This is a genomic window from Pseudomonas lurida (assembly GCF_013522705.1).
Classification (GTDB): Bacteria; Pseudomonadota; Gammaproteobacteria; order Pseudomonadales; family Pseudomonadaceae; genus Aquipseudomonas; species Aquipseudomonas quebecensis.
Map to the genome: position 1 here is coordinate 25,702 of NZ_JAAMRE010000039.1, position 19,098 is coordinate 44,799.

The 19,098-nt window shown below is 56.5% G+C and carries 22 protein-coding genes and 4 tRNA genes; 14 read left to right on the plus strand and 12 right to left on the minus strand.

What is annotated here, in order from left to right; genetic code table 11:
- Positions 1–77 precede the first annotated feature (77 nt).
- The gene (locus G7025_RS24770) at positions 78–257 is read right to left on the minus strand and encodes a Cro/CI family transcriptional regulator (protein ID WP_128876632.1); all 180 of its coding nucleotides are present in this window, start codon (positions 255–257) and stop codon (positions 78–80) included.
- 88 nt (positions 258–345) lie between these two features.
- Between G7025_RS24770 and G7025_RS24775 the strand changes: the two genes are divergently transcribed.
- From G7025_RS24775 to G7025_RS24785, 3 genes are all read left to right on the plus strand, one after another.
- Entirely contained in the window at positions 346–1,194 is an 849-nt protein-coding gene (locus G7025_RS24775; protein WP_181081645.1) for an XRE family transcriptional regulator, read from the plus strand.
- A 126-nt stretch (positions 1,195–1,320) separates the two neighbouring features.
- Complete coding sequence (locus G7025_RS24780; RefSeq protein WP_181081646.1) at positions 1,321–2,181, plus strand: hypothetical protein; 861 nt, start codon at positions 1,321–1,323, stop codon at positions 2,179–2,181.
- A gap of 268 nt (positions 2,182–2,449) precedes the next feature.
- Entirely contained in the window at positions 2,450–2,836 is a 387-nt protein-coding gene (locus G7025_RS24785; RefSeq protein WP_181081647.1) for a hypothetical protein, read from the plus strand.
- Positions 2,837–2,890: 54 nt separating this feature from the next.
- Here G7025_RS24785 and G7025_RS24790 read toward each other — a convergent pair whose 3' ends face one another.
- Entirely contained in the window at positions 2,891–3,208 is a 318-nt protein-coding gene (locus G7025_RS24790) for a DUF1654 domain-containing protein (RefSeq protein ID WP_181081648.1), read from the minus strand.
- Positions 3,209–4,830: 1,622 nt separating this feature from the next.
- Here G7025_RS24790 and G7025_RS24795 point away from each other — a divergent pair.
- Positions 4,831–5,112 (plus strand): hypothetical protein, encoded by a 282-nt coding sequence (locus G7025_RS24795; protein WP_181081649.1) that lies wholly within the window; start codon positions 4,831–4,833, stop codon positions 5,110–5,112.
- A complete protein-coding gene (locus G7025_RS24800) occupies positions 5,109–5,423 on the plus strand; it encodes a hypothetical protein (protein ID WP_181081650.1) in 315 nt (104 codons plus the stop codon). The genes G7025_RS24795 and G7025_RS24800 overlap by 4 nt, the downstream gene beginning before the upstream one ends.
- A 297-nt stretch (positions 5,424–5,720) precedes the next feature.
- Here the strand turns inward: G7025_RS24800 and G7025_RS24805 are convergent, their stop codons facing one another.
- Entirely contained in the window at positions 5,721–6,599 is an 879-nt protein-coding gene (locus G7025_RS24805) for a cell division protein (RefSeq protein ID WP_181081651.1), read from the minus strand.
- Positions 6,600–6,723: 124 nt separating this feature from the next.
- Here G7025_RS24805 and G7025_RS24810 point away from each other — a divergent pair, with 124 nt between their 5' ends.
- Entirely contained in the window at positions 6,724–7,674 is a 951-nt protein-coding gene (locus G7025_RS24810) for a phosphoadenosine phosphosulfate reductase domain-containing protein (RefSeq protein WP_181081652.1), read from the plus strand.
- A 43-nt stretch (positions 7,675–7,717) separates the two neighbouring features.
- Positions 7,718–8,296 (plus strand): hypothetical protein, encoded by a 579-nt coding sequence (locus tag G7025_RS24815; RefSeq protein WP_181081653.1) that lies wholly within the window; start codon positions 7,718–7,720, stop codon positions 8,294–8,296.
- A gap of 226 nt (positions 8,297–8,522) precedes the next feature.
- Here the strand turns inward: G7025_RS24815 and G7025_RS24820 are convergent, their stop codons facing one another.
- Positions 8,523–9,293: a DUF4145 domain-containing protein gene (locus G7025_RS24820; RefSeq protein ID WP_181081654.1), complete on the minus strand. Its 771-nt coding sequence runs from the start codon at positions 9,291–9,293 to the stop codon at positions 8,523–8,525.
- Between the two features lie 57 nt (positions 9,294–9,350).
- Between G7025_RS24820 and G7025_RS24825 the strand changes: the two genes are divergently transcribed.
- Genes G7025_RS24825 through G7025_RS24850 form a run of 6 tightly spaced genes read left to right on the plus strand, consistent with a single transcriptional unit; the run spans position 9,351 to position 12,563 of the window.
- Positions 9,351–9,623 (plus strand): hypothetical protein, encoded by a 273-nt coding sequence (locus G7025_RS24825; protein WP_219855441.1) that lies wholly within the window; start codon positions 9,351–9,353, stop codon positions 9,621–9,623.
- The gene (locus tag G7025_RS24830; RefSeq protein ID WP_181081655.1) at positions 9,620–10,345 is read left to right on the plus strand and encodes a hypothetical protein; all 726 of its coding nucleotides are present in this window, start codon (positions 9,620–9,622) and stop codon (positions 10,343–10,345) included. The genes G7025_RS24825 and G7025_RS24830 overlap by 4 nt, the downstream gene beginning before the upstream one ends.
- A 54-nt stretch (positions 10,346–10,399) precedes the next feature.
- Entirely contained in the window at positions 10,400–10,936 is a 537-nt protein-coding gene (locus G7025_RS26905) for a hypothetical protein (protein WP_258197733.1), read from the plus strand.
- A 36-nt stretch (positions 10,937–10,972) separates the two neighbouring features.
- Positions 10,973–11,191, plus strand: coding sequence for a hypothetical protein (locus G7025_RS24840; RefSeq protein ID WP_181081656.1), 219 nt, complete (start codon positions 10,973–10,975; stop codon positions 11,189–11,191).
- Positions 11,192–11,193: 2 nt separating this feature from the next.
- Positions 11,194–11,427: a hypothetical protein gene (locus G7025_RS24845; RefSeq protein ID WP_049712342.1), complete on the plus strand. Its 234-nt coding sequence runs from the start codon at positions 11,194–11,196 to the stop codon at positions 11,425–11,427.
- Entirely contained in the window at positions 11,427–12,563 is a 1,137-nt protein-coding gene (locus G7025_RS24850; RefSeq protein WP_181081657.1) for a tyrosine-type recombinase/integrase, read from the plus strand. Before G7025_RS24845 ends, G7025_RS24850 begins: the two co-directional genes overlap by 1 nt.
- 109 nt (positions 12,564–12,672) lie before the next feature.
- On the opposite strand, the gene G7025_RS24855 is transcribed toward G7025_RS24850, so the two are convergent.
- Positions 12,673–12,749 (minus strand) — tRNA-Val (locus tag G7025_RS24855).
- A gap of 184 nt (positions 12,750–12,933) precedes the next feature.
- On the opposite strand from G7025_RS24855, the gene G7025_RS24860 reads away from it, so the two are divergent.
- Complete coding sequence (locus G7025_RS24860; RefSeq protein ID WP_181081658.1) at positions 12,934–14,217, plus strand: NAD(P)/FAD-dependent oxidoreductase; 1,284 nt, start codon at positions 12,934–12,936, stop codon at positions 14,215–14,217.
- Positions 14,218–14,377: 160 nt separating this feature from the next.
- Here G7025_RS24860 and G7025_RS24865 read toward each other — a convergent pair.
- The 7 genes from G7025_RS24865 to G7025_RS24895 all read right to left on the minus strand — a co-directional run bounded on the left by G7025_RS24865 (position 14,378) and on the right by G7025_RS24895 (position 19,032).
- A tRNA-Asp gene (locus G7025_RS24865) sits at positions 14,378–14,454 on the minus strand.
- Positions 14,455–14,559: 105 nt separating this feature from the next.
- A tRNA-Asp gene (locus G7025_RS24870) sits at positions 14,560–14,636 on the minus strand.
- A 55-nt stretch (positions 14,637–14,691) separates the two neighbouring features.
- Positions 14,692–14,767, minus strand: a tRNA-Val gene (locus tag G7025_RS24875).
- A 107-nt stretch (positions 14,768–14,874) separates the two neighbouring features.
- Entirely contained in the window at positions 14,875–15,639 is a 765-nt protein-coding gene (locus G7025_RS24880) for an SDR family oxidoreductase (protein WP_181081659.1), read from the minus strand.
- 11 nt (positions 15,640–15,650) lie between these two features.
- Complete coding sequence (locus tag G7025_RS24885) at positions 15,651–16,862, minus strand: O-succinylhomoserine sulfhydrylase (protein ID WP_181081660.1); 1,212 nt, start codon at positions 16,860–16,862, stop codon at positions 15,651–15,653.
- A gap of 65 nt (positions 16,863–16,927) precedes the next feature.
- Complete coding sequence (gene purF / locus G7025_RS24890; RefSeq protein WP_181081661.1) at positions 16,928–18,433, minus strand: amidophosphoribosyltransferase; 1,506 nt, start codon at positions 18,431–18,433, stop codon at positions 16,928–16,930.
- A 41-nt stretch (positions 18,434–18,474) separates the two neighbouring features.
- On the minus strand, positions 18,475–19,032 hold the full coding sequence (locus G7025_RS24895) for a CvpA family protein (protein ID WP_034099153.1): 558 nt from the start codon (positions 19,030–19,032) through the stop codon (positions 18,475–18,477).
- Positions 19,033–19,098: the final 66 nt, after the last annotated feature.

A 19,098-nucleotide genomic window follows, 5' to 3' on the forward strand; every position in this document is an offset into this window, starting at 1 on the left:
AACCTCAAATTTGTTTCCGTGGAAGCGGCCGCCAGGTCCGACGATCATTCGCTCAACAGATCAATGACAAGGACGCCTTATGCAGCGGTTTTCTTTTTGTCGGCCTTCAATTGGCCGTCGGTTACAAGTTCAAGCTGGTACTGACGTAGCTCGGGGATCTCTTCGCCCCACTGCCGGACTGCCTCGTATGTGATGCCGAGCGCTTTGGCGAGGGGGGCGATCCCTTTGAAATGTTTAATTGCGTCGGCACGGTTCATGGCTGACTCCTTTGGGTATACGGCAATTCAAGCATGCTTGTGTTTACTAAGCAAGCATGCTTGCCAAGCTAACTTGTAGATTGCTTGCATGAAAATTACTGACCGAATTGCGAAACTTGTCCTGGCGCGAAAGCCTGAGATCGGACCGCGAGGATTCAAAAGGGATATAGCGACCACCTGCGGGGTCAGCTATGAAGCTGTTCGTCAGTGGTTTGCCGGAGATACCGGCAACATAAAGAACGAAAACCTGGTAGCGATCGCTGAAGGTTATGACACGACGGTCGACTGGCTGCTCTCAGGCAAAGGTGAGCCACCAAGCCGGAAGGCCAATGATGCCCCTAAAGCCGGCAATTATTCTTCGGCGGATTTGGTCAAACAGATGCTCGCGAAGCACGGAAGGGGTCTATCGGAAGAGGCGCGAGCACGAATCGCCGAGGTTGTAGAAGAGGTGGCGCTTGAGTCGAAGTCGACAAATGTTGTGAAAGTCGACTTCACCAGAGCCGGCCAAGTCGGTGACGAAGTATGGATTGCCCATTACGACGTGCGCGCAGCGATGGGTGGCGGGCAGATCCCGCACGAATACCCGGAAATGCTCCAAGACATAAGGGTTAGCCCTAAGCACCTGCGCGACCTGGGCGTCACCTTCAAAGAGCACTTCCATCTCAAGATGATCACTGGGTGGGGACAGTCGATGGCCCCAACGATCAAAGACCGCGACCCTCTGCTCGTCGACATTACGATCCGGGAGTTCACTGGCGACGGCATCTACCTCTTCTCCCACGACGACATGCTGTACGTGAAGCGCTTGCAGAAGAAAGGCAAGGACCGTTTCAAGATGATCTCGGACAACAAGCATCATGATCCCGAGGATATCCGAGTGGATGACACCTATATTTTGGCTAGGGTGCTACTCGTGTGGAACGCGAATTTGCTATAAGTCTCTATGAAAATTTAAAAAACAAGAATATAGCTGCCATCTTGGCAGTTTTTTAATGGGAGCCTAGTGACATGGATGTTTACATGACAGCAAGCCCCGAACTTATGAAAACCTAGGGGGCGTTCGATGGACGGTAAAGTCGTAACTGAATTCACAATATCCTACGATGCAAAAGGTGCTCTGGCTCATCACCAGATAAAAGCCAAGGACTTGGGGAGTGCTATCCTAGGCATGGATGACTTGATTACCAAGTCCGCGAAAATTGTCAGCAATGGATCATCTGAAGCAGATTTGAGCGTGGTCGCCCCTGCAAAAGAAGGGTCACTAGAGATAATTTATTCGATATTCGCCGATCCACTTACTGCTATCACCGTATTAAAATCAATCGGCATAATCGGCGGTGCCGCAATTGCATCAACCGCATCAGCAATCGGAATAATTGACCGAATAAAAGATAAGAAAATAGAAAAGGTAGTTATAAACGCCAGAAAGAAAACTGCAATTATCACTGTTGACGGTAATGAAATTGAAACAAGCAGTGATGTAGCTCAACTCGTTTCAAGCAAAGAAATCAGACAGGCACTTCACAAGGTCATTCAAGGCCCACTCCAAGGCAAGGACAATCCGCGAGTATCATTCAAAGCCGAAGGCAAAGTGACTACTTTAGCAGAGGATAAAATAGCAAACTTCAAGCCCATTAAATCTGATTTAACCGAGAAAGTTAACATTGATACATTTAGAAAGAAAATCCAATTTACCAAGCTAAACTTCAAAGGGAAGAGAGGCTGGAGTATTGCTAGTCGCGATGGGTTTGAAGCTAGCGTATCTATACAAGATGAAGAATTCATGTTGAAGGTTGCCGATAATGAAGAGGCGTTCCTAAAAGACAAACTCTACATGGTTAATATCGAGAAGAAGGAAATCATAGATCTTAGCGGAACCAGAACAACCTATGCTATAGTTAAAGTTTTCGGTGAAGCTGTATAGCTGCCTGAGGTTGGACTATGTGGACTTATGATTTGATCTTTCAGGCGATCGGGTGGAGCATCCTTATTCTTGGATTTCCGCTTATTTTCGTATATGTTCGCAAGATAACTAAATACGCATCGTATTTTCTGTTTCCTAAAGACATGTTAATCCAATACAAAACTGACAACAACGAAACAGAAAGTTTTATTCTGCATCAGTCAATAATTGGTAGAAAGAGACTGACTAAAATTTCGCAGCAACAAGCGGAATCATTAGGAGGCAGCCTGTGAAAAACAATATGTTCATGGCTTTAGCCACCAGTCTTCTCAATGCGCTAGCTTTGGTTCTGATACCAATATTGACTACGCCCGAAGCAAAACAGGGTTTAATGGCCCTGACGGGCATATTAAGTCCATTTGTGTCGATTTGGCTTCTAAAAATATATATACGCGCCGACGATCCTCCAGATCTGACGCGTCGAATAGCTGCTCTCAAAGCATCAATAAAGATATGTAAGGGAGACCTGAAAGACAAGGGTGCAAATGAGATTTTCAAAAAGCGCACTCGAGCCCAGATGGAAAAGCTCCAATACGCTCTGCAAACTGTTAGAGATGACTACGGAAAATCAAAGGAATACGCTTTGAGCGAGATTCAGCCACCAACACCCGATTGATAAATGTGGCTTATCCTATAAAGAGCCCGCCTTGCGCGGGCTTTTTATCGCCTGCTAAAAAGGCGCCGCCTCTCCTTCCTGCTCAAACTCCACCTGGCCCTTCCCCGCCACTTCTACCTCTTGCTGCTCCCACCTCACCGTAACGCTGCTGTCGTCATTGAGTGTCAACTCAAGCTCGTCAGTTTCGGCGATCACCCCTAAAACCTCTTCCCACTCGCGATCGCCATCCGTGTCCAGGCGGTGAATTGTCACCCAGCGCTGCGCCTGCGCCACTGGGTGGTTGATCATCGATGACACCCTCAATCCCAGCCGTTCCATGCCCGTCATTTCTGCCCGTCCCGAGCCTGCCGGGCTTCCCTTCTGCTTAGCCATAACCACCTCCCAAGAATACTGTACATAAATACAGTAATCAAAATAAACACAAGCGTGCTTGCATTCAATTCACAAGCATGCTTTTATTGATGCAAGCCGACTTGTGCTTCTCAGCAAGCACAGGACGCCCACCGCTCTTTAACAGCCAGCGCAACAAACAACAGACCGCATTGCCTCTACCGGCGACCGGCGAGCAGACAGGCCCGAAAGCCTGCCAACGACACGGAAAACCCTGTACGGCTGCCCGATGGTGAAACGCCAGAACTGAGTGAGTGACCCGGCAAGCAATGCGCCCCGCGAATCCCAGCGGCAGAAGGGAGAGATACCGAATCGAATTAGCGGTCCCGATAGCCTCGGCTGGGACCGCCGGACCTCATGCACCCTGCCCCACTCAATCAGGTCACTCAGAGCTGTAGCGTGCATGTTGTAAGGACCTGTGATCCACGGCGAACAGATGCTGTTTGACGCTGTGAGTAGGAAGCTCGAAGCCCACCCACGAAGACGACCGGCCAGCCCTGCAATCAGCGGCGGGTAACTGGCCAGCACCGCTGACGCAACAAACCCAGGCTGTCGCCAGTAGCGGGCCTGGGCCCCACAGATTTCCTCGATGACCTTGGCGACAGGGTCATCCGGAAAATCAACGGAGACACCAAGATGCTGGCGAAAGAAGACACCCCCGCTTCCGGGCCGAGGCAAAGAGCTTCAGGGCTCACGCCAAGGCGGCGAGATCTGAGGCAGCGAAGTGCAAAGCGGCCGGCGACTGGGTCGGCAAGTTGAAAGCCGAGTGCCGGGCAACTGAATACGTTCGGGATGCCCAGGCGCGGGACAAGTGGATCAAAGAACTGAAAGCAGCATGACGGAGCTTTTCACTGATGCCCATCCAGAGCGGTGGGCATTGGGAAAACAACCGAGGGAAGCGAAATGCGTTCAAGACAGTACTACCTCGCCCACGACTGCCCGCACTGCGGCGCCAAAGATGCCCTGAATGAATGGGGCGGCGCTCGAATGAGCAGTTCGGCCTGGGGCCACAGCTTCAGCTGTTGCAGCGACGAATGCGGCCTCGCTTTGGCGAAAACGGTAATACCCGACAGGGAAACAAAGGCCGGTCGGAAGCGCCTGAAAGCACTCTGGGAGAAGTTGGCCGGACAAGCTCAGCACCAGTTATCAGGCGAACCATACCCGGGTTACCCATGGCGATGACCATCTGAACAACCAGCGCCAAAGCCAGCCTGGCTATAACTGCCCGATCCTCTCTATGAGAGCGCATCGGTGATCACTCTGACTGATGGCTTACGTCATCGGCTGCGAAACCGGCGAGTACCTGGGGCTGCGGGCAAGACAGAGTGATCATCGATGCGGACGAAACTGCGGCCTATAACCGCCCACCTGCATCTCAACAGACCCAGCACGGAGGATTGGCAGCCATGTGAACTTCAAACCCAGGCGCTCGACCGCCCCCCCTGCGTGACATAGGGAGGTCTATGTAACGCAACGTAAGCCCGGTTTCGACTGGGCTTTTTTACGCCTCGCCTTTACCCGTCAGCACCCTCCCCTGGGCCCACCGGCACAAACCAGGCGGTCAGGGTGCTGACGAATAAACGCAACCCACTGAGGTATTCACCATGCACGCATCAATTCAACAGCGCGTAGACGGGGTTGCGGCCCTGCACATTCGCTCTCGCATCGCCACTGCCGAGTTCTACGCCCTGATCGGCAAGGATCAACCTGTTCAGCAGATCCGCTTCCAGATCAAGAACGTCGGCAACGCCTACCACATCGTGGAGCGCGCCACCGGCAAGGTGAAGGGCTTCCGCTGGACGTGGAAGGAAGCAAGCAACCTTGCCCAGGCCCTGGAAGCGCGTGCGGACGGCGTAAAGGTAACGCTCTCTGGCGGTGCCCGGTGATCGGCGAGCCAATGCCGGACCCGCGGCACTCGATCATCGCTGAGCTGAACCAGCAGTTGGACGCCTTCTTCGGTTCAGGCAAGACGGCTCAGATTATCCCCAACGGCGTCGGAGTCGACGGCCCATACAACGGGACCACGGCGCATCACGAACGCCTCCGCAAAGAGCGCGACAAGCTGGCCCCCGCAGTGCGCGCGGAGGCCGCCAAAGGCGTCGTAGCCAGCGTGGCGGCGAAGAACCTGGGCATGCACATCAAGCGCGTGACGCTGATTGCCCAGGAGAACGGCTTCAAGTTCGCCGACACCCCATGAGGCGCATCAAAAGCCAGGCGTGGCAACGACTTCGATAAGCGGAGCCACATCTACACTGCATTAAATCGAAGAGGTAGCCCTAGCCAGCCGTATTGCGGCGGTTGGTTTCGACCGCTCACACGTTGCGCGCAGATCAATCCGAACCGATCTTACTAATTAAGCGCAACACTTATGAGATATCCGAAAAATATCTCCAAAATTACAGCCAGCTCGATTTTAAAAAACAATCAAACTGAGCGTGTCAATTCAAAAAATTAGATTCTGCTGGGCATTTAATTCCCTATGCGATTTTAGGACCTAAACAACGCCTGCCAACACACCGTTATTTTTTAAAGTCCATCTCGAAGCACTTAGTTTCTTTCTAAGTGCTTTCCGAGCTTCAGCCCTGTCAAGGTTTTCTCTGTTCACCCCTTCAACTGACCAACAGGAAACACCACTTAACGGAGGAACGCCGAGACTCAATCCATAATGACTATTTGTTGCACTACACCGCTGCCACAAACCTTCGATATTCGAACAGTATAAATAGTTCTTACCTATTATCAGCTCTATGCCATTATAAAGAATTGTACCTTTTTCTATTACCACGTCGCCTGGAGGGCGAAATTCTATTTTGAGGAATACTCTCTTCGGTCCTTGACGAATAGTAAGAACCTTGCCAACCCATTCCACGTCCCATTGACCTGTATCTATGACTATCTCATTCTCTACGACTTTCAAAATCAACTTCTGCTCATCATCATAAATATTTAGACTGAGATAGTTCCGCCCTTTCCTATGAACAAATGAAACTACAGGCACGCGATCTATTATTAAAGGACAAAACTTTTCCCCTTCGTTAATATCAGTCAAATTAAAAGAGTTACCACCGAGCTTTAAATCCACCTTACGGCCTGTGAAATGCAGCATAACAGCAGAAGACGCCCCGGCATTTAAGTTATAAGGCGCTAAATTAGCCTCTCTCACTATTTCAATCGGTAGTAGCCCGCTCGTGCGCTGCCCATGATGAAATCTGCAAAGTAGTGTTATTTCAGAAGCTACGTGACGCTTCACCACTGACCATTTCAGCATGTGCTCATATTCGTAAAGCGGTATTCCGCAAATAACGCAACCAAAACCACACCTTTGTCGAATTTCTCTTTTCATAGCCTCTTGAATAGCTGGTCGTTTTTTCAAAGTTCATACCCTGCGATTGCACGTTGACACATCAAAAATTCCCGGCAATTCCCCAACCTCTCGACAACTGCTCATCCACTAATAGCTCATAAAACCTAACGACGCCAGCCGGCGAGGATCCCCTATGCCTACTCACAACATCGTCAGCATGAGCGGCGGTAAAGACAGCACGGCTACGCTGCTGGTCGCCCGCGAGATGGAGGTGCCGAATCTCAGCGCCGTTGTGGCTGACACCGGGCATGAGCATCCAGAGACGTACGACTATATCCATTACTTGGCCGAAGCCACCGGCGTTCCCATCCGTTGGGTGAAGGCAGACTTCTCCAGGCAGATCGCCGGCAAGCGCAAATTCATCGAAACGAAGTGGCGCGAAAAGGGCGTCGCTGAATCTGTGGTGCTGGGCGCTCTGGAAGTCCTACACCCAACAGGAAACCCATTCCTGGATCTGTGCCTTTGGAAAGGCCGGTTCCCCAGCACCAAGGCGCGCTTCTGCACCGACGAACTCAAGCGCAACCCAATCATTGAGCAGATCTACCTGCCACTCATGGACGGCGAAAACATGCTGCTGTCCTGGCAAGGCGTTCGGGCTGATGAATCGCCGGCCCGCAGGCATCTACCAGAGTGCGATGAGGTTGGAGGCGGCCTGTTCAACTACCGGCCAATATTGAAGTGGACAGTTGAGTCGGTATTCGAGGCTCACCGGGCAGCTGGTATCAAGCCGAACCCGCTTTACTTGCAAGGCTGTAATCGCGTTGGCTGCATGCCCTGCATCATGTGTGCGAAAGACGAGCTCCGGCAGATCGCAGCCAGGTGGCCAGAGGAAGTTGACCGGGTGCGCGAATGGGAGCGACTGGTAAGCATCGCCAGCAAGCGTGGCGCGGCTACATTCTTTGCTACCGTCACCGACCCCACCGTCCGCTCAGATGAGAAGGTGAGCGCCGTCACGCACGGAATCGACAGGATCGTCGACTGGAGCAACACCGCGCGCGGCGGCCGCCAGTTCGACATGGTCGACCTCATCGCCCGCACAGACAGCCAAAACAGCTGCTCTTCAGCCTACGGGCTTTGCGAATAATCCCCCACTCCACCGCCCGGGCATGGCCCGGCAAGGATTCCCCGTGATCAACTTGTTCTGGCGCCTTGTCGCCAAACTGCTTGCGCGCCCGGCGGTTGCCGCCTGGCTCATCGCCCGCGCCCAGCGCACCCCATACCTGCACATCATGTCCGCCGACGACACCGAGATGTACATGGGCCGCTGGTGGCTGTTCAACCCCTACTCCCGCGAAACGCACAAGCCGGCGATGTGGTGGTGCCCGTGGTCGTTCCGCGTGCACCACATAATGCGGCCCGATGAAGACCGGGATCTGCATGACCATCCCTGGAACGCCCGCACCATCATTCTGCGCGGCTGGTACACCGAACAACGGCTAGATCCTGCGACCTACTTCGAAATGCTGACACCAGGCCTTCCTCTGCTGTGGCGGGAAGAGCAGGACGATCTCTGCAAGCTGTCAATGAAGAGTAGGAGGCCGGGCGACACCGCGCGCCTCAATCACGGCGAGTACCACCGTATCGACGAGGTCTCGCCCGGCGGCGTCTACACCCTATTCATCACCAGCAAGTGGCGTGGTGACTGGGGCTTTCTGGTCAACGGCGTGAAGGTGCCATGGCGCACCTACACCGGCGCAGATGACTGAAACCCCGACAGGAGTACATCCGTACTCAACCCGCAAAACCTGTAACCCCTCCCCCTTCAAAGTCAGCCGCTATAGCGGCAAGGACGAAGTCATGCCTTTTTTTGCCATCGCCTACATGGCCTGGCTCATCTACAAAGGGGCGCGGTGATGATGGTGGATACCAAAAGCTAAGCGATCATCAACCAAAATACGAAGGCGCCAGAAACGTGGCTTCCGAAGCACTTTTTTAGCTCTCTTTTAGAATCATTCTATGTAGCCTACCCAATGGACCTTTTCGATCATTAATAGCGTCCGCGAGCTTTTTAAGGGCCTCTCTGCGCTTGCCGAAAACCTCCTCAAGCAGATATTCCATCATCTCTAACGCATGCAGCGCATCGTCAGGCTCAATCTCGTTTCCAGGGTGACTGCCATGATTTCCTAACCAGCGCAAAGCGCTAAATAGCTCTTTCACAGATTTTTGTTCTTCTGAGAGTTGCTGGATTCTTTTTCCAAAGGAAACATATGAATCTCCATCTTTCTCAGGAATACCCAAGTGATTCAAGACTTGTTCAGCCGCAATTCTGATGTTATTGCAGCATGAGGCCGGACTTGTGAAATACAAACTTGAAGCAACTGCCAAAGGAGAAGCTACCTCCGCAGGTGCATTTGCGGGATAATCAATTAGTTGAAGTGCTGGATGAAAAAAGGTAGGGGTGTAGTATTCGACGTAGTCGCGATGCCACTCGCCATCGTCATCGACTCCAACCTCTTCTTCTACGACCCCATTGCCTACAACAAACACAAGCTCCCGACATGTTGTGCACTTTAAAGTGATATTGAACACCAGCCGAATCATCTCTGGCTCCCACCAGTCTTCATTGTGTTCGGTACTTGAGACTTCTGTTTCTTCAGAGTTGAACTTCCCTTCAAGGCGAAGTAACCCTGCATAGCAGCGCGGACATTTGTAATCAAATACTTTTTCTTGAGTGAAAGCGCCCTTCAGAATTTCCTTGTTCATCCTTTTCTCCATGCAGTACTGACGATCAAGATCCAATCTTAATCTCGAGACATACTTATGCCCATAGAAAACCGTAAGCTCGGAATAAATACTTACCGACACGCCTTCGCAGCCGTCTGCCCGTCGGACGGCGAATTGATCATCTATCAGCTGGAAATCCGGTCGCCAGCGATGATCCGCGTCGAGCATATCAAGGCCGCAACAGCGATCATCAAAAAAGGCTGGCATGAACAGATTGCCGACCGCCTGGCCGAGGATATCGGCGGCGATCAAACGATCATCGCCAGGCACCAGGGCGTCGAAATCGAAACAGTGAGGCTCAGCGGATGATCCATTACCACGGCACGCCTGTCGGCGGTAAGCGCGAGGACGCCGCTAAGTTCCTGGCCGGCCGGCACGCGCTGGTGCCGTTCCCGCGCAAGGATGACCTCGGGGTTGTCGCCGATGTATGCAAGTCGTTTGTTTTTGATAACGGCGCCTTCACAGTGTGGAAGAAAGGCGGCCAGGTAGACGTCGAGGGCTACACACGCTGGGTCGAAGACTGGCACCGCCATCCTGGATTCACTTGGGCGCTCATTCCGGACGTCATCGACGGTGATGAAGAGGCAAACGACGACCTTGTTCGGCAGTGGCCAGAAGAGCTTCGCGGGGTGCCTGTTTGGCACTTACACGAATCGCTTGAGCGGTTGCAGCGGCTGGCAAGGTGTTGGCGTACGGTTGCCCTGGGCAGTTCTGGGCAATGGGCTTCACCGGGAACTGGCGCATGGTGGAAACGAATGGGCGTGGCGATGGATGCCATCTGCGATGACTTGGGCCGCCCAGCTTGCAGGCTTCATGGTCTGAGAATGCTCGACCCAGCGATTTTCCAGCACCTGCCCTTCGCGTCCGCCGACTCCACAAACGCCGCGGTAAACGGCGGCAGCATCAGCCGTTTCGGCATGTACGCACCGCCGACCGCCGGCCAGCGCGCGAACGTCATCGCCGATCGCATCGAATCGCACAACAGTTCCCCGATCTGGCAGCGAGAAACCCAGGGCGAAATGCCGCTGTAACCCCAATCCCCCTCCCCTACATGCCTGCCGGTGAGCGGCGGGCGAGGTATTCCTATGTCCGAATCCGAAGAAGTCACCAAGCTCAAAGCCGAAATCGCGCGGCTTCGAATGCACCTGGTCAGGCATCACCAGCTGACTGACGCGCCATTCCTCAAGAATTACGAGCCCTACAAGAGCCTGGACATGCCCACGCAAGACGACTTCAACGCAGTTTTTGATGACCTTCGGCGCAAAGGAGCCAGCATCGACGGCGACAACGCCTACAAGCGGGATCTACTGGACTGCGTTGTCGGTGCCCTGGCTACGGGCGCGCAAAACTCCAACCCGCCACCGGCCGGGCACTGGGGCCAGCGCTTCTGGGATATCGGCCGAGAGGAACGCGCCAGCAGCGAGCAACTGCTGAAAGCACTGACAGCGCTCAACCAGGTGGCGGGCGAATGCGAGCAGATCGCAAGCAACTACAGCGGCACCATCGACGGCGTCTTCGAACACGGCGGCGACGATCACGAAGATCCGAGCTGCGCGATCTTCCACCGCCTGTACTACGCCATGTTCGACGCCCGGGCCGCGATCAAGAAAGCCACAACTTAACCCACCTTCAGCCGCCCAGCGCGGCAAGGACACCCCATGTTCGCAATAAAACTCACCCTGATCCTGCTGGGCGCTTTGCTGTACCTGATCGCCAGCGGCTGCTGGATCTTCTGGGTCGGTCCTGACTTGGTTTTCACCGGCACCACTGAGGCACTGCTCTATGCGTTCGGCGGCACCTGCGCGTGGATGCTGATCAGTTTCGGCCTGATCGTTCACGTCATCAAGACAGCGCGGCCTACGGCCGGCGGGAGGTAGGAATGGCAAAAGTCCTTGCTCAAATTACGGTCAAGCTGCCGCGCCTGATGGAGGCCGGCGAATACAGGAAGTTGCGGTACGTCGGCGGAAAGCCGAGCCTGCAGCAGTTGAAAAAATGGATAGAGGAAGGCGAAGTGATCGGAGAGGTAAAAGGCGGGATGTATTTCGTCGATGTGCAGGCGGCGGTCATGGGATCGAATGACCCGCTGCTGGCCAAGATGCTGGAGATCGGGTGATGGCTGCCCGCCCCCGCACGCTGCAAAACAGAAAGCTGCCGCCAAACCTTTACCCGAACGGTAAGTACTGGCGGTACCGCAACCCGGTCACCGGCGTGATGACCAGCATCAACCGCCCTCTTGAGGAGGCAATCAAGCTAGCCCGGGCGGCCAACCTCAAGTTCGCGGAGCTGGTCGTCGATGATGGCTCGCTGCTGGCTGTACTGACAGGCGACCGCCTACCAATCGTTCGTAATTTGCTGACACGCTTCGAAGAGGAATGGCTGCCGGATCGCTCATACGCCGCGCGAACCCTGGAAGAAATCAAGTTCAAGCTCGAGCGGTACCGGCAGGATCTGGGCGACCGCCTGATTGGGCAGTTGGATGTGCTGTCCATGGCCGAGTACCTGGACAACTTCAGCAACAACGCCTATACGAAGCACCGCGGGCTGTGGGTGCAGATCTTCGCGTTCGCGGTGGCCAAGGGCCTGGCCGAGCGCAACAACGCCGAGCTGACCCTGGTGAAGAAAGAGGCCGAGAAGAAGCGCCAGCGCCACACGCTCGAAGGATTGAAGATGATCATTGATGCAGCGACAACCCCGCCGTGGCTGAAGCGGGCAATCCGGCTGGCCCTGGCCAGCCTTCAGCGCCGGGACGACATCGTCACCTGGCTGAAGTCTGCGGCCGACATGGAAAAGAATACGCTGACCGTCTCCCCCGGAAAGACCCAGGGTTATGAGAACCCTGTGCACCTCAAAATCACCATGGGCGCCGCGCTGCGGGAGGTGGTCGGGGAATGCCTGCGCTCGCCGCTCGCATCGCCGTACTTGATCCACTACAAGCCCAAGGCGCGCCGGCGGGAACAGATCGACGCCAAGGACCACTGGACATCCGTGACCCCGGACTACCTGACCAAGGAGTTCAGCAAGGCCAGGGACGCCGCACACGCCTACGACCATGTGCCGGCCGGCGAGCGCCCCACTTTTCACGAGATCCGCGCATTGGGCGCATGGCTGTACGAGCAACAGAAATTCCCACAGGAGTACATCCAAGCGCTCATGGGTCACGCGGACGAGAAGATGACGAAGCACTATCAGGAGGGGCACGACGAAAAGAAGATCGAGTACCTGGAGGTGGGCGCCGAATTGGCGTTCTGAGGTGGGTGTTTTGCAAAAGTTTTGCAAAAGTTTTGCAAATCCCAGAAAGCAAAAAGGGGTCACCGTTTCCGGTGACCCCTCTAGACCGCCCAGCAGAGCGGATTTTGTTTGGTAGGCGCGATTGGACTCGAACCAACGACCCCCACCATGTCAAGGTGGTGCTCTAACCAACTGAGCTACGTGCCTGCTGTGAGGCGGCATTCTACGGAATTCCAAAGGGGTGTCAACATCTTTTTTGCAGCTAACCCTATGAATATGCGAATTTTTTATTGAAGCGCGCCCTGCCCGCTTTTTTTGCATGGCTGGCGGCCGATTTTCAACTCGGGTAGGATCGGCGCACTCGTAAAAAATATAAAACAGAGGTTCCAGGATGGCGAACACCCCCTACCCCCAGTCGTATTACGCCGCTTCCGCTAACGCCGTTCCACCTCGCCCCGTGCTGCAAGGCGAGATCGAAACCGATGTGTGCGTCATCGGCGCCGGCTATACCGGCCTTTCCAGCGCATTGTTCCTGCTCGAGAACGGCTTTCGCGTGACGGTGCTGGAGGCCGCCAAGGTGGGGTTCGGCGCCTCGGGTCGCAACGGTGGGCAGATTGTTAACAGCTACAGCCGCGATATCGACGTGATCGAGCGCAGCGTCGGCCCCAAGCAGGCGCAGTTGCTGGGGCAGATGGCGTTTGAGGGAGGCAGGATCATTCGCGAGCGGGTAGCCAAGTATCAAATCCAGTGCGACTTAAAGGACGGTGGCGTTTTCGCGGCACTCAACGGCAAGCACATGGCTCACCTGGAATCGCAAAAACGCCTGTGGGAGCGCTACGGCCATACGCAATTGGAGCTGCTCGACCAGCGTCGTATCCGCGACGTGGTGGCCTGCGAGAACTATGTGGGCGGTTTGCTGGACATGAGCGGCGGCCACATCCATCCGCTGAACCTGGCACTCGGCGAAGCCGCTGCGGTGGAATCCCTGGGCGGTACGATCTACGAGCAATCAGCCGCCGTACGAATTGAGCGCGGCGCGAACCCGGTGGTGCACACGGCCGAAGGCAGAGTCAGGGCCAAGTTCATCATCGTCGCGGGGAACGCCTACCTGGGTAACCTGGTGCCGGAGCTGGCGGCCAAGTCGATGCCGTGCGGCACTCAGGTCATCACCACTGCGCCGCTGGGCGATGAGCTGGCCAAGTCGCTGCTGCCGCAGGATTACTGCGTCGAAGATTGCAACTACCTGCTCGACTACTATCGCCTGACCAGCGACAAGCGCCTGATCTTCGGCGGTGGCGTAGTGTACGGCGCGCGTGATCCGGCCAATATCGAGGCCATCATCCGACCGAAGATGCTCAAAGCCTTCCCGCAACTCAAAGACGTGAAGATCGATTACGCCTGGACCGGCAACTTCCTGCTGACGCTGTCGCGCCTGCCTCAGGTCGGGCGACTGGGCGACAACATCTACTATTCCCAGGGCTGCAGCGGTCACGGGGTAACGTACACGCACTTGGCAGGCAAGGTACTGGCGGAGGCATTGAGAGGTCAGGCCGAGCGTTTTGATGCGTTTGCCGACCTGCCGCACTATCCGTTTCCGGGCGGGCAGCTGTTGCGCACGCCTTTTGCCGCACTGGGGGCGTGGTATTACGGGCTGCGGGACAAGCTGGGCTTCTGATAGACCACTGGAGCCGGTTCGCCGGCTTCAGCTTCAGTACGCGTTTCAAATCGCACAAACAAAAAACCCCGGTCTTTCGACCAGGGTCTTTGCTATCGAATCAAAGCAACGTTGAGTTTGCTTCGTGCTCCAAGGCGTTCAGTGGGCCTTGGGGCAGATATGGCGCAGCGGACGGGACTCGAACCCGCGACCCCCGGCGTGACAGGCCGGTATTCTAACCGACTGAACTACCGCTGCGTATCGCTTGACCGGTTGAACACACACCTCAACCACGTCGTTAACTTCTGATCAATCAACCTGGGCTGTTCGATCTCAGACCCGACGTATCGAACCTGGAAAATATGGCGCAGCGGACGGGACTCGAACCCGCGACCCCCGGCGTGACAGGCCGGTATTCTAACCGACTGAACTACCGCTGCGCGTCGGTGCAACCTTTAACGTTGCGTCTTGCCCGAAGGCAAAACTCTCAAGAAGTGGTGGGTGATGACGGGATCGAACCGCCGACCCTCTGCTTGTAAGGCAGATGCTCTCCCAGCTGAGCTAATCACCCTTTGCTTCGTTGAGGCCGCGAAATTTACGCAGGTAGCCGACCTAAGTCAATAGCCCGCTTGAAGTTTTTCCGAAAAAGACAAAATGGCTTCAAGACAGGCATGCGCCCTACTCGCTGTAAATCATCTTCTTGCTCATACCACCGTCCACGACGAACTCTTGCCCCGTCACGAATCCGGCCTGGCGCGACAGCAGCCACGCCACCATCGCCGCCACATCCTCCACCGTACCCACTCGACCGGCCGGATGCTGGGCATGATCGGCGTCATTTAACGGTTCGGCGCGCCGCGCTGCGGGATCACGCGCATCAATCCATCCCGGGCTGACGGCATTGACCCGCACTTCCGGCCCCAGGCTGATGGCCAGCGCGTGAGTCAGCGCCAGCAGCCCGCCCTTGCTCGCCGCATAGGCTTCACAGTCCGGTTCCGACTGCCGCGCACGGGTCGATGCCAGGTTGACGATCGCACCACCGTGGGCTCGCAGGTAGGGCGCACAGTGCTTGGCCAGCAACATCGGCCCGCTGAGGTTAACCGCCAGCACACGATTCCAGTACGCCAGATCCAGGCTTTCCAGCGTGATGTTATGCGGGTCGGCAACCGCCGCATTGCACACCAGCGCATCCAGGCGCCCGAATTGTCCGAGCACTTCGGCAACCCCTTGGGCGACCTGTTTTTCGTCCGCCACGTCCATGCTGATAAACCAGGCATTGTCGCCCAGCACCGTGGACACTTTGGCTCCACGCTCGCGATCCAGGTCGGTCAATACGACCTGCCAACCCTCGCTGATCAACCACGCCGCAATGCCCAAACCAATGCCACGCGCCGCGCCGGTCACCAGGGCAACACGACCGTTACTGGCGACCGCAGCTTCCATGGACCACTCGATCACAAGGCCGCCAGCCCGCGAGCCAGGTCGGCCTGCAGGTCAGCCACATCTTCCAGGCCCACCGCGACGCGGATCAGGCTGTCACGGATGCCGGCCGCTTCCCGCTCCTGCGGTGCCAGGCGCCCGTGGGACGTGGTGCTCGGATGGGTAATGGTGGTTTTGCTGTCACCCAGGTTGGCGGTAATGGAGATCAAACGCGTGGCGTCGATAAATCGCCAGGCGCCGTCCTTGCCGCCTTTGACCTCAAAACTCACCACAGCGCCAAACCCCCGCTGCTGACGCTGGGCCAACTCGTGCTGCGGGTGGCTCTTGAGGCCTGCGTAGTGAACCTTTTCGATGCCGTCCTGCTGCTCAAGCCACTCGGCCAGGGCCTGGGCATTGGCACAATGGGCTTTCATGCGCAGGTTGAGAGTCTCCAGGCCCTTGAGGAAGATCCAGGCGTTGAATGGGCTCAAGGTCGGGCCGGCGGTGCGCAGAAAGCCCACCACTTCCTTCATCTGTTCGCCACGACCGGCCACCACACCGCCCATGCAACGACCCTGGCCGTCGATGAACTTGGTCGCCGAATGCACCACAACGTCCGCGCCCAGCTTCAGCGGCTGCTGCAAGGCGGGCGTGCAGAAGCAGTTATCGACCACCAGCATCGCACCTTTGGCATGCGCCACTTCGGCCAGGGCAGCGATGTCCACCAGCTCGGCCAATGGGTTGGACGGCGACTCGACAAACAGCAGCTTGGTGTTGGCCTTGATCGCCGCGTCCCAGCCGGACAGGTCCGCCAAGGGCACGTAGTCCACTTCGACGCCGAAGCGCTTGAAATATTTTTCGAACAGGCTGATGGTCGAGCCGAACACACTGCGCGACACCAGCACATGATCGCCGGCACTGCACAGGCTCATCACCACCGCCATGATGGCTGCCATGCCGGTCGCGGTAGCCACCGCTTGCTCGGCGCCTTCCAGGGCCGCGATGCGCTCTTCGAATGCGCGCACGGTCGGGTTGGTGTAACGCGAGTACACGTTGCCCGGCACTTCACCGGCAAAACGCGCAGCGGCATCAGCGGCAGTGCGGAACACGTAGCTGGAGGTGAAGAACATCGGGTCGCCATGCTCGCCTTCCGGCGTGCGATGCTGGCCGGCACGCACAGCCAGGGTATCGAAAGCTACGCCATCGAGGTCGCTGTCCAACCGACCGGCATCCCATTCCTGACTCATGCTGCCACTCCTTACTCAATACGGTATTTAACATACAAAACCGGCCCCTCAGGGCCGGTGTCTACTCAGTTGTTGTACAGATCGATGATCGCGCTGACCGCCTGGGTCTTGATCTTGGACGAGTCGTTACGCGCCTGCTCGATCTTGTTCAGGTAGGCCTCGTCGACATCCCCGGTCACGTACTTGCCGTCGAACACGGCGCAGTCGAACTGATCGATCTTGATCTTGCCGCCACCGACCGCTTCGATCAGGTCCGGCAGGTCCTGATAGATCAGCCAGTCGGCGCCGATCAGATCGGCCACGTCCTGGGTCGTGCGATTGTGGGCGATCAGCTCATGGGCGCTCGGCATGTCGATACCGTACACGTTCGGGTAGCGCACAGCGGGTGCGGCGGAACAGAAATACACGTTCTTCGCACCGGCTTCACGGGCCATCTGAATGATCTGCTTGCAAGTGGTGCCGCGCACGATGGAGTCGTCCACCAGCATCACGTTCTTGCCACGGAACTCCAGCTCGATGGCGTTGAGCTTCTGGCGCACCGATTTTTTGCGCGCGGCCTGGCCCGGCATGATGAAGGTACGGCCGATATAGCGGTTCTTGACGAACCCTTCGCGGAACTTGACGCCCAGGTGGTTGGCCAACTCCAGCGCAGCGGTACGGCTGGTATCCGGGATCGGGATCACCACGTCGATGTCATGCTCGGGACGCTCGCGCAGGATCTTGTCGGCCAGCTTCTCGCCCATGCGCAGGCGCGCCTTGTATACCGAAACGCCGTCGATGATCGAATCCGGACGCGCCAGGTAGACGTGCTCGAAGATGCACGGCGTGAGTTTCGGCGCCACGGCGCACTGACGCGTGTGCAGCTTGCCGTCTTCGGTGATGTACACCGCTTCGCCCGGCGCGAGGTCGCGAATCAGGGTGAAGCCCAGCACGTCCAGGGACACGCTTTCCGAAGCGATCATGTACTCGACGCCTTCGTCGGTGTGACGCTGGCCGAACACGATCGGGCGGATGCCATGGGGGTCGCGGAAACCGACGATGCCGTAGCCGGTCACCATGGCCACTACCGCGTAGCCACCTACGCAACGGTTGTGCACGTCGGTGACGGCGGCGAATACGTCTTCTTCGGTGGGTTGCAGCTTGCCGCGCTGGGCCAGCTCATGGGCGAACACGTTGAGCAACACTTCCGAGTCGGAGCTGGTGTTGACATGGCGCAGGTCAGATTCGTAAATCTCCTTGGCCAGTTGTTCAACGTTGGTGAGGTTACCGTTGTGCGCCAGGGTGATGCCGTAAGGCGAGTTGACGTAGAACGGCTGAGCTTCGGCCGACGTCGAGCTGCCGGCAGTCGGGTAGCGCACATGGCCGATGCCCATGTGTCCGACCAGGCGCTGCATGTGACGCTGATGGAACACGTCACGTACCAGGCCATTATCCTTGCGCAGGAACAACCGGCCGTCGTGGCTGGTCACAATACCGGCAGCGTCCTGGCCGCGGTGCTGGAGGACGGTTAGCGCGTCATACAGCGCCTGATTGACGTTCGACTTACCGACGATACCGACGATGCCACACATGCGACGCAACCCCTACTTAATGGATCTTGACTGAGTACCGCTTACTGAGGCGTTTTGGCCGGTAAGAGGTGCTCCTTGAACGGCATATCAGCGGGTACGCTGATGCCGCTGGCCAGCCACTGACTGCTCCACCCCAATATGAGGTTCTTGGACCAATCTGCAACCAATAGAAATTTTGGCACGAGTACCGACTCCTGCCACCATGCATCCTGCTGTACCGGCCCCAGGCTCAACAGCCCGACCGCCACGACCACCAGCAACGCGCCACGCGCGGCGCCGAAGGCCATGCCGAGAAATCGATCGGTCCCGGAGAGACCGGTGACACGTATCAACTCGCCAATAAGATAATTGACCATTGCCCCCACCAGCAGCGTGGCGATGAACATGATGGCGCAGCCCGCGATGACGCGAGCCGAAGGTGTCTCGATGTAACCGGCCAGGTAAACCGACAGTGAACCACCGAACATCCAGGCTACGACTCCTGCGATGATCCAGGTCAGCAACGACAGTGCTTCTTTGACGAAGCCGCGGCTTAGACTGATCAAAGCGGAGATGGCGACGATTGCGACAATCGCCCAATCAACCCAGGTAAATGGCACGTTTGAGCCTACGGACAGATAAGGCGGCGCATTTTAGCAGAGCGTCGGGCTATCGGTAAGCGGTGA